Annotated in this window: 16 protein-coding genes; 8 read left to right on the top strand and 8 right to left on the bottom strand. The window is 64.0% G+C overall.

What is annotated here, in order from left to right; all coding sequences use genetic code 11:
• Window positions 1-59: 59 nt before the first annotated feature.
• Window positions 60-1,046 carry a DUF808 domain-containing protein gene (locus tag IVA78_RS07040; protein ID WP_247458525.1) on the top strand — a complete coding sequence of 329 codons (987 nt, stop codon included), beginning with the start codon at window positions 60-62 and terminating at the stop codon, window positions 1,044-1,046.
• Between the two features lie 30 nt (window positions 1,047-1,076).
• Here the strand turns inward: IVA78_RS07040 and IVA78_RS07035 are convergent, their stop codons facing one another.
• Together IVA78_RS07035 and IVA78_RS07030 are read right to left on the bottom strand one after the other, a co-directional pair.
• A complete protein-coding gene (locus IVA78_RS07035) occupies window positions 1,077-1,580 on the bottom strand; it encodes a cupin domain-containing protein (RefSeq protein WP_247464913.1) in 504 nt (167 codons plus the stop codon).
• A gap of 21 nt (window positions 1,581-1,601) precedes the next feature.
• A complete protein-coding gene (locus IVA78_RS07030) occupies window positions 1,602-2,081 on the bottom strand; it encodes a carboxymuconolactone decarboxylase family protein (protein ID WP_247464911.1) in 480 nt (159 codons plus the stop codon).
• Window positions 2,082-2,135: 54 nt separating this feature from the next.
• Here IVA78_RS07030 and IVA78_RS07025 point away from each other — a divergent pair, with 54 nt between their 5' ends.
• Window positions 2,136-2,660 (top strand): MarR family winged helix-turn-helix transcriptional regulator, encoded by a 525-nt coding sequence (locus IVA78_RS07025; protein WP_247464908.1) that lies wholly within the window; start codon window positions 2,136-2,138, stop codon window positions 2,658-2,660.
• Here IVA78_RS07025 and IVA78_RS07020 read toward each other — a convergent pair.
• A complete protein-coding gene (locus IVA78_RS07020) occupies window positions 2,657-2,908 on the bottom strand; it encodes a hypothetical protein (protein WP_247280988.1) in 252 nt (83 codons plus the stop codon). The two genes, IVA78_RS07025 and IVA78_RS07020, sit on opposite strands and share 4 nt — an antisense overlap.
• A 60-nt stretch (window positions 2,909-2,968) precedes the next feature.
• Window positions 2,969-3,229, bottom strand: a complete 261-nt coding sequence (locus tag IVA78_RS07015) for a hypothetical protein (RefSeq protein ID WP_247417539.1) — start codon at window positions 3,227-3,229, stop codon at window positions 2,969-2,971.
• Window positions 3,230-3,374: 145 nt separating this feature from the next.
• Between IVA78_RS07015 and IVA78_RS07010 the strand changes: the two genes are divergently transcribed.
• Window positions 3,375-4,604 carry a lytic murein transglycosylase gene (locus IVA78_RS07010; RefSeq protein ID WP_247464907.1) on the top strand — a complete coding sequence of 410 codons (1,230 nt, stop codon included), beginning with the start codon at window positions 3,375-3,377 and terminating at the stop codon, window positions 4,602-4,604.
• Window positions 4,605-4,609: 5 nt separating this feature from the next.
• On the opposite strand, the gene IVA78_RS07005 is transcribed toward IVA78_RS07010, so the two are convergent.
• From IVA78_RS07005 to recJ, 3 genes are all read right to left on the bottom strand, one after another.
• The gene (locus tag IVA78_RS07005; protein ID WP_247464903.1) at window positions 4,610-5,401 is read right to left on the bottom strand and encodes an aldolase; all 792 of its coding nucleotides are present in this window, start codon (window positions 5,399-5,401) and stop codon (window positions 4,610-4,612) included.
• Between the two features lie 93 nt (window positions 5,402-5,494).
• On the bottom strand, window positions 5,495-6,304 hold the full coding sequence (locus IVA78_RS07000) for a glucose 1-dehydrogenase (protein ID WP_247280984.1): 810 nt from the start codon (window positions 6,302-6,304) through the stop codon (window positions 5,495-5,497).
• A gap of 130 nt (window positions 6,305-6,434) precedes the next feature.
• A complete protein-coding gene (recJ, locus tag IVA78_RS06995) occupies window positions 6,435-8,276 on the bottom strand; it encodes a single-stranded-DNA-specific exonuclease RecJ (protein ID WP_247280983.1) in 1,842 nt (613 codons plus the stop codon).
• A 271-nt stretch (window positions 8,277-8,547) separates the two neighbouring features.
• Here recJ and IVA78_RS06990 point away from each other — a divergent pair, with 271 nt between their 5' ends.
• The 5 genes from IVA78_RS06990 to IVA78_RS06970 all read left to right on the top strand — a co-directional run bounded on the left by IVA78_RS06990 (window position 8,548) and on the right by IVA78_RS06970 (window position 13,062).
• Window positions 8,548-9,627, top strand: coding sequence for a methyl-accepting chemotaxis protein (locus IVA78_RS06990; protein ID WP_247280982.1), 1,080 nt, complete (start codon window positions 8,548-8,550; stop codon window positions 9,625-9,627).
• Window positions 9,628-9,986: 359 nt separating this feature from the next.
• Window positions 9,987-10,424, top strand: coding sequence for a hypothetical protein (locus IVA78_RS06985; protein ID WP_247280981.1), 438 nt, complete (start codon window positions 9,987-9,989; stop codon window positions 10,422-10,424).
• The gene (locus IVA78_RS06980; protein WP_247280980.1) at window positions 10,417-11,649 is read left to right on the top strand and encodes a biotin/lipoyl-binding protein; all 1,233 of its coding nucleotides are present in this window, start codon (window positions 10,417-10,419) and stop codon (window positions 11,647-11,649) included. The genes IVA78_RS06985 and IVA78_RS06980 overlap by 8 nt, the downstream gene beginning before the upstream one ends.
• Before the next feature lie 204 nt (window positions 11,650-11,853).
• A complete protein-coding gene (locus IVA78_RS06975) occupies window positions 11,854-12,597 on the top strand; it encodes an SDR family oxidoreductase (protein WP_247280979.1) in 744 nt (247 codons plus the stop codon).
• A 48-nt stretch (window positions 12,598-12,645) separates the two neighbouring features.
• Window positions 12,646-13,062, top strand: coding sequence for a cupin domain-containing protein (locus tag IVA78_RS06970; protein WP_247280978.1), 417 nt, complete (start codon window positions 12,646-12,648; stop codon window positions 13,060-13,062).
• Between the two features lie 60 nt (window positions 13,063-13,122).
• Here IVA78_RS06970 and IVA78_RS06965 read toward each other — a convergent pair whose 3' ends face one another.
• The gene (locus IVA78_RS06965) at window positions 13,123-14,154 is read right to left on the bottom strand and encodes a glycosyltransferase family 4 protein (protein WP_247280977.1); all 1,032 of its coding nucleotides are present in this window, start codon (window positions 14,152-14,154) and stop codon (window positions 13,123-13,125) included.
• Window positions 14,155-14,210: the final 56 nt, after the last annotated feature.

The raw sequence follows: 14,210 nt of genomic DNA, 5'->3' as shown, positions 1-14,210 counted from the left end.
CGGAGCAAGAGCGTGTCGTCGCGCACACCGCCGGCTCGAACGAAGAAGGGAAAGGGTTTATGAGTGTCGGACTGATCGGTCTTCTCGACGATATCGCGGCGATTGCAAAGGCGGCAGCAGCCTCGCTCGACGATGTGGCGAGTCAGGCTGCCAAAGCGGGCACAAAGGCGGCTGGCGTGGTCATCGATGACGCGGCGGTCACGCCTAACTTCGTCACCGGTTTTGCCTCGAAACGCGAACTGCCGATCGTCGCTAAGATTGCGGTCGGATCGCTACGCAATAAGTTGCTGCTTCTGCTTCCCCTTGCCCTGCTGCTTGGCTATTTCCTTCCTGCCGCGGTCACGCCGCTGCTCATGCTGGGCGGAGCCTTTCTCTGCTACGAGGGTGCCGAGAAGGTGCTCGAGGCCATGATGCCGCATCATGCGCGCCACCACGAGGCTCAGCTCCAGCCGATTGCGCTGAATGCCCGGTCGGTCGAGGACGAGAAGGTCGCGAGCGCCATCAAGACAGATTTCATCCTGTCGGCGGAGATCATGGCGATCACGCTGGCAGCCCTCCCGGCGGGGAGCATCTGGACGCAGGCGCTGGTGCTTGCGCTGGTTGGCGTCTGTATCACTGCCGGGGTCTACGGTGTGGTAGCCCTGATCGTGAAGGCGGACGATGTCGGCATGGCCCTTGCCCGCTATGACAGCGCCTCCGTCACTGGCGGCGCGATCCGCTTACTTGGACGCGCGCTCGTCCGCGGTATGCCCACCTTCCTGGCGGTGCTAAGCACCATCGGCACCGCCGCCATGATCTGGGTCGGCGGCGGCATCATCCTGCACGGCATTGAGAAATATGGCCCACCCGAGGTCGGCCGCACGATCCATGTCGCAACCGAGGCTGCCGCACATGTCCTTCCATCCGTTGCCGGCATCATCGAATGGTCGGTCGAAGCAGCCATCTCAGGCGTACTCGGACTGCTTGTCGGCGCACTTGCGATTCCGGCAGTCGAATACGGTCTCTCACCCCTGTGGAAACGGTTGAGGCGATCGCAGCCAACCTGAACAAAGGCGGTCGCGGGCTAGGAGTGCCAGCTACTCCAAGAACGTCGTCAACTGCGCGCCCTCATCCGCCACGAACACCGCGATCAATTCCGCCGGCTCTGTTGTACTGGCATTGGCGGAGACGAGATGTGTCGAGCCCGGCGGCTCGAAGAAGGACTCGCCGACGCCGAACGTCTCGATCGGGCCGCCGCCGAGTTGCGAGCGGATCTCGCCCTTGGTGATGTAGGCCGTCACAGAGCCCGCGTGACGATGCGGCCGCGAAAACCCGCCCGGACCGTAGGACACACGCACGATGGTGACGCGCTTGCCCGGGACGTTCGGCAGCGCGTAGGACCCGATCGGCTCGACCTTGTCGAGCGGCGAACCGTCCGCAGCCGTGGCGCAGAGCGGCGCCAGTGCGCCTGCCACAGTGTCGATCGTCACCGGCAGCGCCTTGCCGATTGCGAGTGCGCAGGCGAGCCCGCCGAGGGCGGCGATCGCCATTGAACGAGATGCTATCGGGCGCTGCGCAGCGGCCAAACTCATTGCTGTCATGCTGACCTCCCCGCGCTGCGATCAGGATGCCGCGGCATTCGTGGCCACAGGCCGCTTGGCCGGCGTCCAGCGATACGCCGCACCAAACCGATTCCAGACGTTGATCGAGGCAACCGCCGAGGTCAGGTAGGTCAGCTCGGTTTCGGAGAACTCGCGCTTTGCCTCCGAATAGACCTCCTCGCTGACGCCACCGGGAAGCATCGTCAAGGCCTCCGTCCAGGCCAGCGCCGCGCGCTCGCGCGCGGAAAAGATCGGCGCCTCGCGCCAAACCGCGACCAGATGGAGCTTGTCGGTGGGAACCCCGATCTGTTCCGACAGAAGGACGTGATGCTGCACGCAGAAGGCACAGCCGTTGATCTGCGAGGCGCGCAGCTTGACGAGTTCGATGAGCTGCTTGTCGAGACCGGCCTTGGTTGCAAGCTGACCCAGCGCCAGCACCAGATCATAGACATCGGGCGCGAGGCGCTTGAAATCCTCGTATTCGCTGCGGGCGTGTGACATTGCCGTTCACCTCGTATTATTGTAAGCGTGCTTATATCTTATAAGAGCTCTTATATGTCACACAAGACCGCTGCCATCACAAGATCGAAAACCGCGCGCACGGCGCCCGCCGGCGACGTCGCCGTGCGTGTACCCGCTCCGGGCGAAGGCAAGCGCGGCGAGCAAGGCTATCTCGGCTATCTGCTGCGCCAGGCCCACGCCGCGGTGCGGCTGAAAATGGAGCGCACCCTCGCCGATCTCGGCGTGACCTCGCCGCAATTCGCGGTGCTGACCATGCTCAACGCCTATCCCGGCCTGTCCGGCGCCGACGTCGCCCGCCTCACCTTCCTGACCCCCCAGACGGTCGGCGTCATCATCCGCAACCTCGAACGCGACGGCGCCATCGCAATGACGCCGCATCCGGTCCATGGCCGCATTCAGCAATGGATGCTGACGCCGCGGGGCGCGACGCTGCTAAAGGCTTGCCGGCAACGTGTGCTCGAATTGGAGAAGCGCCTCGCTCTGGGTTTGGACAGCAAGACGGAAACGACGATCCGGCGCTGGCTCGCCGGGGTCGCGGCCGAGTTGCAGGAGGATTAGCCGCCCTTCAACGCGTTCTTGACCTCGCCGTCGGGCCAAGTCTCGCCTGCGGCAATCACCCGCACGCGGGTTCGGTCCGCGGCATTGACCAGCACATGCGAACTCACCCGGTCGCGGCTCGGCTCCAGGTGCAGATCAGTTTCGGGCTTCCAGCTCAGCGTGGTCGCAAGATCGCCGGGAAAGATCTGCCATTGCGATCCGTCGTCGAGTTCGACGACATGGCTTTCCGCGTGTGCGTGTATCTTCATTCCACCCCGATTCTATTCGCCGAGTGCGGGCCCCGGCCGCAGGCCGAGGCCCATGCTCCGTCAATCGTTGTCGTGATGAATCACAGTCTTCTCGCGATTGCCGAATTCATCTTCCTTCTTGATCACCGTGGTGCGGTCGGCGGGCTCACGCTCCTTGATGACCGTGGTGCGGTCGCGATCTCGGTCGCGCTCGCGATATTCAGGGGACTGACCAACCGTCACGCCGGCGCCGGCCGGCCCGACGTGAACGCCGACCTCGTCCGCGAATGCGGGCGCCGCGATGGCGGTGGCCATGGCGGCGGCAAACAGATATTTCCTCATCTTCTCCTCCTCGTTGTCGCAAGGGGAATGCGAGGCTGCGACGATTTGTTCCGACGGAACGATTGATCCTGCCGCGCAAGATCAGCCGCAGCATCTGTTCCGGGAACCGACTCACGCAGGCCATGTTTCAGGCTAGAATGTGCCCATGACGCACGCTGATTCCTCATCCTATCCAACTCGCCGCGCCCTGCTGCAATCGACGTTCGGTGCAGCGGCGTTGCTTGCATTCCCGAAACGCGCCCTCGCCGCGCCTCCAGGCTTCGATGAATGGCGCGAAGCCTTTCGCGCGCGGGCATTGGCCAAGGGCATTTCGGCCCCGACCTGGCAGCGCGCGATGGCGCGGGTCGAGCCGGACATGAGCGTGTTCAAGCAGATGCGCAACCAGCCCGAATTCCACGAGCAGGTCTGGCAATACATCAACCGCCGCGTCTCGGACTGGCGCATCATCAACGGAAAGATCGCGCTGAAAAACAACGAAGCGCTGTTCGCGCGCATCGAGCGCGATTTCGGCGTCGAGCGCGGCACGCTGCTGGCGCTGTGGGGCGTCGAGTCCGCCTATGGCGATCCCCTGGTGCAGCAGAACCATATGACCCCGGTGTTTCCCTCACTCGCCGCGCTCGCCTGGAACGAACCGCGGCGCAAGGCCTATTGGGAGACCGAGCTGATCAACGCACTGCGCATCGTCGATAAGGGCTGGAGCACGCCGGAGCAGATGCAGGGATCCTGGGCCGGCGCGATGGGCCATTCGCAATGGATGCCGGAAGTCTGGCTCAATGTCGGCATCGACTATGACGGCGACGGCAAGGTCTCGCCCTTCGGCAAGCCCGATGACGCGCTGGGCTCGACCGCAAAATATCTCGTCAATCGCGGCAAGTGGCATCGCGGCGAGCATTGGGGCTACGAAGTGCGCGCGCCCGGCAACATCAGCGGCAGCCGCACCTATGCGGTGTGGCAAGCGGCCGGCGTCACCCGCGCCGACGGCCAGCCATTCCCGCAACCGAATGCGTCGGCGCAGCTGTGGACGCCCGTTACGGGCGGGCCGAGCTTCCTGCTCGGACCGAATTTCTCCTCGGTGAAGAGCTACAACCCTTCCATGAACTATGCGCTGGCGATCTGCCACCTCGGCGACCGCTGCCTGGGCGCGCCCCCCTTCATCCAGCCCTTCCCCGGCTCCGAGCGCGCGCTGACGCTTGCCGAGGTGCAGGAGATGCAGACGCGCCTGACCAAGGCCGGCTTCGATACCGGCGGCACCGACGGCCGCGTCGGCAACGACACGATGAAGGCGGTCAAGGATTTTCAGCAGCGCGCAGGAATCACGCCGGCGGACGGCTATGGCGGGCTGAAGGTGCTGGCGAGACTGCGGCAGGGATTGTAAGCGGCTCAGTGCCTATACTGCGGTTCTTCCGCGTCGAGCTGGCGGCGGATCGCGGCGAGATGCAGCCGCGCGGATTCGGAATCGCCTTCGCGCATCTGCCTGTAGGTTTCGGCGGCAACAGCGGGATCGATCGGCAGCACCTTTCGTCCGGTCGACATCGCCAGCACCTGCACCTCGGCTGCGCGTTCGAGGTAATAGAGATCGTCCCAGGCCTCGGCGATGGTCGGGGCCAGTACCATGACGCCGTGATGCTTCATGAAGACGATATCGGCATCGCCGACGGCGGACGCGATGCGCGCGCCCTCGCGGTTGTCGAGGGCAAGGCCGTTATAGTCGCGGTCCACCGCGGTGCGGCCGTAGAATTTCAGCGCAGTCTGGCCGGCCCAGATCAGAGGCTCGCCCTCGGTCATTGAGAGCGCCGTCGCATAGGGCATGTGGGTGTGGAAAGCGACCTTGGCGCGCGGCAGGCGCTTGTGCATCTCGGCATGGATGTAGAAGGCCGTCGCCTCGGGCACGCCCTCGCCGTCGAGCACGTTGCCGTGGAAGTCGCAGATCAGCAGCTTTGACGCGGTCAGCTCGCGGAAGGCGTAGCCGTACGGATTGACCAGGAAGAGATCGTCATGTCCCGGCACCACGGCCGAGAAATGATTGCAGATGCCTTCCTCAAAACCGTTGCGCGCGGCCATGCGGAAGCAGGCGGCAAGATCCTCGCGCGCGGTGCGGATCGCCTCGGTGGCGAGGTCCGGCCGGTTCGAACGATGGGGCGCGGGAGAGGAAGCGTGAAGACTATGCGCCATGGAAGGACACCTATGTCGGTCGGAGCTGGCCGCGTTGTACAGGGGCTGCGCCTGCGCGTCAGCCCCTGCCGGCGCCGCCCTGCCCTGCGCGGCTCATGCGCGCCGCGGCACGCCGCCGGCATTCATGCCGCCGTCGATGATGAGTTCGCTGCCGGTGACGTAGCGCGAGGCATCGGAGGCCAGATACAGCACGCCAGAAGCGATCTCCGCAGCCTGGCCGGCACGGCCGAGCGGCGTGACGACCTTGGCGCGCTCTTCTGGATCGATCGGCGCGTTCTGGCCGGCACCGGTCGCGCCGGTCGGGATCTTGCCCCAGATCGGCGTGTCGATGATGCCGGGATGCACCGAGTTGACGCGGATGCCGTCGCCAGCGGCCGCGCATTCCATCGCGATCGATTTCGCAAACAGCCGCACTCCGCCCTTGGTGGCCGAATAGGCCGACAGCCCGGGGGCACCGCGCAGGCCCGCCAGTGAAGACATCATCACGATCGAGCCGCCGCCGGTCTTGCGCATCAAGGGCAGGCAATGCTTAACAGAGAGGAACACGCCATCGAGGTTGATGGCGTTCTGCTTGCGCCAGTCGGCCAGCGTCATGTCGACGATGGAGGGCACGGAGATGCCGATGCCGGCATTGGAGACCATGATGTCCAGCCGGCCGTAGCGCTTTGCGACCTCGGTGACGACCTCGATCCAGCGTTCCTCGCTGGTGACATCCTGCGCCAGGAAGATCGCCTTGCCGCCGGCTCTTGTAATCCGGTTGGCAAGCTCTGGGCCGCGCAGCTCGTCGATGTCTGTCGCAATGACGGTGGCGCCCTCGCGCGCGAACAGCTCGACGATGGCCTCGCCAATGCCGGAGGCGCCGCCCGTCACCAGCGCGACCTTGCCCTCAACCTGCCCTGCCATGTTCACTCCCTTTTTTGTTGTTTGAGCGATCTATTTTTTTGTTGTTTGAGCGATCTATTTTTTCGCATAATCTTGCCGAAAACCGCGTCGCACTGTGCGCTCACGAGGCCTTTCGGGTCCGGCTCGCGCGCTATCTAATCACGGATGGCCCCTGGTCCGGTAGCGCGACGTCGACGACGCGGAATTGCACACGCTCGACGCCCTGGTAGCGATCGACCGACAAAGATCCCGCGACATGCAATTGCTGACCACGGTTGGCGAGCAGCGCATTGCCGAGCTTCTGGCCGACCGAACGGAACGCGATGCCGTTGACGATGGCGCCGTCACCGGACTTGAAGCGCAGCCTCAAGTGCGCCTGGCCGACCTCATCGGCATAGACGAGCTGATGCGCCGGCAGGGCCAGCACGACTTCCGGATTGCCGCTGCCGAACGGGCCGGCGCGATTGAGAGTCGTCGCAAGCTCCGGCGCCACTGCGCGCGCGGAGACTGCGCCGTCGACATAGAGCTCGTTGACGTGCCGCGCCTCCGCGACGTCGCGCGCCAGCGCGCTCTCCAGATAGGCGCGGAATTCGGCGAGCTTCTCCCTGCGCAGCGTGACGCCCGCAGCCATCGCGTGGCCGCCGCCCTTGAGCAGAATGCCGTCAGTAACCGCTTGCCGCACCGCCTTGCCGAGATCGACGCCGGCGATCGAGCGGCCCGAGCCGGTGCCGATGCCGCCGGGCTCGAGCGCGATGGCAAAAGCAGGCCGGGAAAACTTCTCCTTCAGGCGTGAGGCGACGAGGCCGACGACGCCGGGATGCCAGCCTTCGGAGGCCGTGACGATGACGCCGAGCTTGTCTTCCAGCCCGATCGAGGCAAGCGCCTCGGCTTCCGCCTGCGCTTCGGCCGCCTGCTCGATGACGCGGCGCTCACTGTTGAGGCGGTCGAGCTCGGCGGCGATGCGTGCGGCCTCGACGCTGTCACCTTCGAGCAAAAGGCGCACGCCGAGATCGGCCCGACCGATCCGACCGCCGGCATTGACGCGCGGCCCCAGCATGAAGCCGAGATGCCAGGCCTCCGGCGGACCATTGAGCCGCGCCACGTCCATCAGCGCGGTATGACCGACATGGTCGCGCCGCCGCATCGCGATCAGCCCTTTTGCGACGAAGGCGCGGTTGAGCCCGATCAGCGGCGCAACGTCGGCGACGGTGCCGAGTGCGACGTGATGCAGCATGCCGAGCAGATCGGGCTCAGGCATCTCGGCGCCCCAGAAACCGCGCTGGCGCAGCTCGCGATTGACGGCGACCAGCGTCACCAGCACGAGGCCGACGGCGGCGAGATGTCCGAGGCCCGAGAGATCGTCGGGGCGGTTCGGATTGACCAGCGCATCGACCTCGGGGAGATCGAGGCCGCATTGGTGGTGGTCGATCACGACAACGGACATGCCGAGGCGCTTCGCCTCGGCCAAGGGCTCGATACTGGTGGTGCCACAATCGACGGTGACGAGCAGCGTGGCGCCCTTTGCCGCCAGCGCGCGCACCGCTTCGGTGTTGGGGCCGTACCCCTCAAAGATCCGGTCCGGAATGTGGATCAGCGGATCGAGCCCGCAATGGCGCAGATGCCAGGCCAGCAGCGCCGCCGAAGTGGCGCCGTCGACGTCGTAATCGCCGAAGATCGCGACCCTTTCGCCCTTCCCCGCGGCATCCGCGATCCGCTGCGCGGCAGCTTCCATCTCCGTCACCGTGAACGGGTCCGGCAGCAGTTTTCGGATGGTCGGATCGAGGAAGTCCGGCACGGTGTCGATATCGACGCCGCGGCCGGCCAGCACCCGCGCCAGCAGTTCCGGCAATTGGTGACGTTGCACGATCGCAAGAGCCTTGGCCGCGCCGCGCGCGTCGAGCCGGTCGCGCCAGAGCTTGTCGGTGAGCGAGCGCGTCACCCCCAGGAACGCCTGGGGCGCTTCGACAGGCAAGGCAGTTGCGGGCGGGGTCATGAATGTTGATTGATTGAGGAGCCCGGACGGGTGGCAGCAGATTTGTCGGCAGGAACGATTGGCCCGGAATCGCTCCAGATATGCAATGCCTGCGCCGCACAAAGCGGTGGATTGCCTTTTTGCGGCGCGGAACTGACTATCATTTGGGCATTCCAGGGAACCGCAAATTAAGCGGGCGTTAGGTGGAATCCTCGAAGAAGATTCCCATTCGATCTGTAATTTTTTCCGGGTTCATTGCAGGTCAGACCTCATTGCCAAGGGAAGCTCCCCGATGTCTGCTGCGCTGGGTCTGAAAGCCAAGCCGATCACCGCCACCGAACCCGCCGATAATGATTCCGACATCTCCGTGCTGATCAACCGCCTGACTGCGGAGGTCAACCAGATCGCGGTCGACAAGACCAAGGCGATCCAGCAAATCACCAATCAGATGAAGATGCTGGCGCTGAACGCGCTGATCGAGAGCTCGCGCGCCGGTGCGCAGGGCGCGGGCTTTGCGGTCGTGGCGCAGGAGGTGCGTGGCGTCGGCCAGCAGGTCGAGACCATCGCCCGCGAGTTCGAGACACAGTTGACCAAACGAACCGGCGACCTCGTCGCCTCGATCGACCGCATGAGCCAGCGCTCGCGCGGCGAGCGCATGGTCGATCTGTCGCTCAACGCTATCGAGCTGATCGACCGCAACCTCTATGAGCGCACCTGCGACGTGCGTTGGTGGGCGACCGACTCCGCCGTGGTCGATTGCGCGGCCTCGCCGGCCGCGGCAGCTGTAAACCACGCCTCGCAGCGCCTCGGCGTGATCCTCGGGGCCTACACCGTCTACCTCGACCTCTGGCTTTGCGATCTCGACGGCAACGTCATCGCCAATGGCCGCGCCGACCGCTTTCGCGTCGTCGGCCAGAACGTCGCCCACACCAAATGGTTTCGCGAGGCGCAATCCTTGCGCTCCGGCGACGACTATGTCGCCGGTGACGTCGAGAACCAGCCGCTGCTCGGCAACGCCCAGGTCGCGACCTATTGCGCCAGCGTCCGCAGCGGCGGCCAGGCCAACGGGGGGCCGATCGGCGTGCTCGCCATTCATTTCGACTGGGAGGCGCAGGCCCGCGCCATCGTCAAGGGCGTGCGCGTCGGCGACAGCGACAAGGCCCGCGTACTGCTGGTCGATTCGAACCTTCGCGTGATTGCCGCCTCCGACGGCCAGGGCATCCTCAGCGAGCGCATCTCGATCGCGCTGAACGGCCAGCGCTCCGGCTTCTACCACGACCGCACCGGTGCGCTGGTCGCCTTCCATGCCACCCCGGGCTATGAGACCTATCGTGGGCTCGGCTGGTACGGCGTGATCATCTGCGGGGCGTGAGGCGCCCCGCAAAGGCGGCGAATAGCCCCTTTTATCAAAACTCGCGAAAACAACCCCATGCACAGTAGCCAAAGGGCTGTCTTCCCTAATAGTTTTTGCACTCGCCAAAACTCTTTGACACGTCGGGCAAAACAGGAGCAATCTGTGACGATCGCCAAGGGTGCCAACACGGCATATTTGTCCTTGTCCGACAGCGGCCGTCTCAGGAACATTTCGTTGGACGCGGCGATCTAGTACACACCGAACGCAACGGCAGTCTCGACACGATCCTTGCTCCAGTTCCCGTCTTGGGAAACAATGCTGGGCAAAGTACGAGCCTCGCTCTGGGCTCTCAGGCTTCTTCTGGCAGGGGGACGAGCTTGAGCGAACAAATGCATGCGGCAGCGCCTCATCATCTGCCATTCTTCGTGCCTGGACCTGATGGATCGGACGCCCTGATGGTCGTCATGGCCATCTTCCTCATCGTCGTCGTGTTGTGGGTGGGCACGCTCTATTGGAAGCTGCACAGCCTTCCGGAGCGCATGGCGCACCGATCGCAGAAGCTGCAATTCGAGATCGTCGCCGTGCTCGGCCTCATCTCGCTGTTCACGCACATGCACATCTTCTGGATCGCGGGCCTCCTGCTCGCGATGATCGACCTGCCGGACTTCTCGACGCCGCTGCGCACCATCGCCGGCTCGGTGGAGCGGATCGCCGATGCAGCGCCGCAGACGTCGCAATCAGCATCCGAAACCGAGCTGACCGGCAATTCCGGCACGAAGAGTGCGTCGAACGAGGGAGTCCAAGGTCATGCTTGAGCTCCTGCTCTGCTCGCTCGTGACGATCCTTCCGGACTACCTCTATCGGCGCTATCGGCAAGGTAAGCGGTTCGGCAAGGAGATCACCCTCTACTCGGTCTGGTTTGAGCTGAGGTGGGGCATTACCGGCTGCCTGATGCTGACCGTCGCGCTGATCACCATGATCTTCTACTATCATCCCTCGACCACGTCCGCGGCGCTCTACTTCCGCACCGTGCCGATCCTGCCCGAAGTGGCCGGCCGCGTCGCCGAAGTGAACGTCGATTACAGCGCGCCTGTGAAGAAGGGCGACGTCCTCTTCCGGCTGGACAGCGCCAAGCAGCAGGCGGCGCTCGAGACGACAAAACGAAAGGTCGCCGAGATCGATGCCTCGCTGATCAGCGCGCGGGCCGATGTGGTCAAGGCGGAAGCCCAGATCGCAGAAGCGAGGGCGGCCTGGCAGCAAGCGAGGGACGAGCTCGACACCAAGAGCGAATTGCAGCGGCGCAATCCTGGGATCGTGCCGCAGCGTGACATCGAGAAACTCCAGGTCGCCGTCGATCAGCGGCAGGCGGGCATCGATTCCGCCAGTGCCGCCAGGGAGGCTTCGGCGCTGCGGATCTCAACGCTTCTGCCGGCTGAGAAGGCGAGCGCAGAGGCCGCGATGGCAGAGGCGCAGGTGGACCTCGACAAGACTTCCATTCGGGCGGGGGTCGATGGGCGAGTGGAGCAATTCCTTCTGCGCACTGGCGATGTCGTCAATCAGATGATGCGGCCCGCCGGCCTCTTGATCCCAGAGGGCGCGGGCCGGCGCGTATTGCAGGCTGGCTTCGGCCAGATTGAAGCCCAGGTCATACGACCCGGCATGCTCGCAGAAGCGACTTGCATCTCGAAGCCCTGGGTCATCATTCCGCTCGTCATCACGGGCGTTCAGGACTATATCGCCGCCGGTCAATTCCGCTCGGGCGAACAGCTCATCGATCCGCAAAATCTTCGGCAGCCGGGCACGATCCTGGCATTTTTGGAACCGCTCTATAAGGGCGGGCTCGAGGGCGTCACGCCAGGCTCGACCTGCATCGTCAATGCCTATACGAGCAACCACGATGCGATTGCAGACCCAAAGACCGGCGCGCTCAAGGGATCTGCTCTGCATGTCGTCGATGCCACGGGGCTTGTACATGCCCTTCTGTTGCGCATTCAAGCGCTGCTGTTGCCGGTGAAGACGCTGGTGCTGAGCGGCCACTGATCTCCGAGATTTAAGGGAATGCTCCCAGACGAATTGTGTCGTATCGTAACGATCTCTCTGGAGCATTTTTCGGCAAGTCAGGCGCGTTCCAGGCAAGGGCCTGCCGATTGCTCCGATAGAACAGGCGTTGGATCGTGATGCACGTAAGCGCGAGAGCAGGAATTGGCCTTTTTCCCGCGCTCCGAAACACCGAGGAGACGTGCCATGAAGATCGTCGTGATCGGCGGGACCGGATTGATCGGATCTAAACTGGTGGCGAAGCTCAAGCAGCAGGGCCACGAGGCGGTGGCAGCCTCGCCAAGATCAGGCGTGAACGCCGTGACCGGGGAAGGTCTCGCTGCGGTGCTGGCCGGCGCCGATGTTGTCGTCGACGTCGCCAACGCGCCGTCCTGGGAGCCGACCGCCGTGCTCGATTTCTTCCAGCGTTCGAGCAAGAATCTCGTCGCGGCAGAAGCCGCAGCGGCCGTGAAACATCATGTGGCGCTCTCCATCGTCGGCACCGAGCGGTCGCCCGACAACGCCTATTTCCGTGCCAAGCTCGCCCAGGAGACCGTCATCAAATCCTCTTCGGTCCCCTACTCGATCGTGCGCGCCACCCAGTTCTTTGAATTCCTCGGCGCCATTGCCGAAACGGCTGTGACGGGCGGCAGGATTGTCGTTCCATCGGCGCAGTTTCAACCGATCGCGTCCGACGATGTGGTCGATTGTCTCGCGGAGATCGCAACGGGCCGGCCGCTCAACGGCACGATCGACATTGCTGGACCCGAGAAGGCCCCCTTCAATGAATTCATCGCGCGGCGCCTGAAGGCGTCCGGCGATGTCCGACCTGTGGTGGGAGACCCAAAGGCGCCCTATTACGGCGCTCTCATTGACGACACATCGCTGAATCCGCTTGGCGAGGCGCGGCTCGGGAAAACACCGCTCGCAACATGGCTCGCGAGTCTCTGAAGCTCCGTCAGCCTCAATCACGACGGAAATGACAATGAAGGGAATCCCATGCGCAGATTGCTGATCGCAACGGCGGTTTACGCCGCGTCTTTCCTGACGGCCCATGCAGCCGAGACGGCAGCACCATTGGCCAAAGTAACCGTGGTGTTCGACCAGGCCCTGCCCAACGTCCCCGGCAAGAGCATGAAGGGCGTGCTGGTCGAATATGGTCCGGGAGGCTCCTCACCGGCGCACATGCACCCGCGCTCCGCGTTTATCTATGCGACCATCCTGGAAGGAGCAATCCGCAGTCAAGTCAATGACGAGCCCGCGAAGGTCTATCGCAAGGGAGAGAATTTTTTCGAGAAACCCGGCGACCGCCACGCCATAAGCGCGAATGCCAGCGATTCCGAGCCTGCGAAGCTGCTGGCCGTCTTCGTCGTGGATACAGCAGACAAGGAGCTCGTGACGCCTATCGCGAAGTAACGCCCCGGGGCAGCAGGCGAGACGCCGCGTCAACCGGAGCCCGTCGCGCCTATCGAATTCTCAAGCCGCGGCGGCAACCAGCTTGCTGTACTCGCCTTCGTACTCTCGCGCCATCCGGCGCGCCGAGAAACGCTCCTCGAACCGTGCGCGCACCTGCCTTCGATCCAACTTGCCCACCTCGCCGACCGCCTGAACGGCTTGCTCCTCGTTCTCGACGATGAGACCAGTCAGGCCGTGCTCGATGACCTCAGGGACGGCGCCTGAGCGGTAGGCGATCACGGGAGTTCCGCAGGCCATTGCTTCGATCATGACCAGCCCGAAGGGCTCCGGCCAATCGATCGGGAACAACAGAGCGGCGGCTCGACCAAGGAACTGCTGTTTTCTGTCATTATCGACTTCGCCGACAAGCTTGATCTTCTCGTCGTCAATATGGGGCTCGACATGTTTCTTGAAATAGGCGGTCTCGGCGCGCGGGATCTTCGCGGCGATGCGCAGGGGCATACGGGTTTGATGCGCGATGCGGATGGCCTCCTCCGGACCTTTGTCTTTCGTCAGGCGGCCAAGAAATGCAAGGTAGGATCCCTGCTCGTAGCATGGGCGAAGCAGGTCGGACGGCATCCCGTGCTGGATCGTTCTAATCCATTTCGCATTTTGAAGCGGCAGGCGCTGACGGTCGGAAATCGACACGAGCGCTGCTTCGGGGAATTGCCGAACCACGTCGGGCAACCCAGGCAAGTCGAGGCGGCCGTGCATGGTCGTCAGGAACGGCACGCCCAGGCGACTGAGCAACGGCAGATGCAGCCAATCGATATGCGCGTGGATCACATCGAAATCCCTCGCTCGCTTCGCGATCGCTTCCAGCAGCATCGCGCAAGCTGCACTCGGATCGGCGCCCTTCCGCCCGAGACGCAACGCACGGGACCAAACCGGATAGAGTCTGCCGGCCGTCCGGGAATCGCCGCTCGCAAACAGCGTGACGTCGTGGCCGAGCTGCACCAGCTCATCCACCAGCCAAGCTACTACCCGCTCGGTGCCGCCGTAGAGCTTCGGAGGAACGCTTTCGGCCAGGGGAGCGAGCTGAGCGATACGCATGTGCTAAACTGCCAAGCGCACGATCAGCACGATCAATGCCGCCAGAAGGTTCGAAA

Source organism: Bradyrhizobium sp. 137 (genome assembly GCF_023074095.1).
GTDB lineage: Bacteria > Pseudomonadota > Alphaproteobacteria > Rhizobiales > Xanthobacteraceae > Bradyrhizobium.
Note: the sequence above shows the minus strand (reverse complement) of the source record. Positions and strands in the feature narration are given on the sequence as shown.

Bases quoted from the DNA above. Each gene is read 5' to 3' on its own strand.
- IVA78_RS07020 (WP_247280988.1), bottom strand. From the start codon at position 2,908: ATGAAGATACACGCACACGCGGAAAGCCATGTCGTCGAACTCGACGAC.
- IVA78_RS07040 (WP_247458525.1), top strand. From the start codon at position 60: ATGAGTGTCGGACTGATCGGTCTTCTCGACGATATCGCGGCGATTGCA.
- recJ (WP_247280983.1), bottom strand. From the start codon at position 8,276: ATGACCCCGCCCGCAACTGCCTTGCCTGTCGAAGCGCCCCAGGCGTTC.
- IVA78_RS06980 (WP_247280980.1), top strand. From the start codon at position 10,417: ATGCTTGAGCTCCTGCTCTGCTCGCTCGTGACGATCCTTCCGGACTAC.
- IVA78_RS06975 (WP_247280979.1), top strand. From the start codon at position 11,854: ATGAAGATCGTCGTGATCGGCGGGACCGGATTGATCGGATCTAAACTG.
- IVA78_RS07030 (WP_247464911.1), bottom strand. From the start codon at position 2,081: ATGTCACACGCCCGCAGCGAATACGAGGATTTCAAGCGCCTCGCGCCC.
- IVA78_RS07005 (WP_247464903.1), bottom strand. From the start codon at position 5,401: ATGGCGCATAGTCTTCACGCTTCCTCTCCCGCGCCCCATCGTTCGAAC.
- IVA78_RS06965 (WP_247280977.1), bottom strand. From the start codon at position 14,154: ATGCGTATCGCTCAGCTCGCTCCCCTGGCCGAAAGCGTTCCTCCGAAG.
- IVA78_RS06970 (WP_247280978.1), top strand. From the start codon at position 12,646: ATGCGCAGATTGCTGATCGCAACGGCGGTTTACGCCGCGTCTTTCCTG.
- IVA78_RS07035 (WP_247464913.1), bottom strand. From the start codon at position 1,580: ATGACAGCAATGAGTTTGGCCGCTGCGCAGCGCCCGATAGCATCTCGT.
- IVA78_RS06990 (WP_247280982.1), top strand. From the start codon at position 8,548: ATGTCTGCTGCGCTGGGTCTGAAAGCCAAGCCGATCACCGCCACCGAA.
- IVA78_RS07025 (WP_247464908.1), top strand. From the start codon at position 2,136: ATGTCACACAAGACCGCTGCCATCACAAGATCGAAAACCGCGCGCACG.
- IVA78_RS07010 (WP_247464907.1), top strand. From the start codon at position 3,375: ATGACGCACGCTGATTCCTCATCCTATCCAACTCGCCGCGCCCTGCTG.
- IVA78_RS07015 (WP_247417539.1), bottom strand. From the start codon at position 3,229: ATGAGGAAATATCTGTTTGCCGCCGCCATGGCCACCGCCATCGCGGCG.
- IVA78_RS07000 (WP_247280984.1), bottom strand. From the start codon at position 6,304: ATGGCAGGGCAGGTTGAGGGCAAGGTCGCGCTGGTGACGGGCGGCGCC.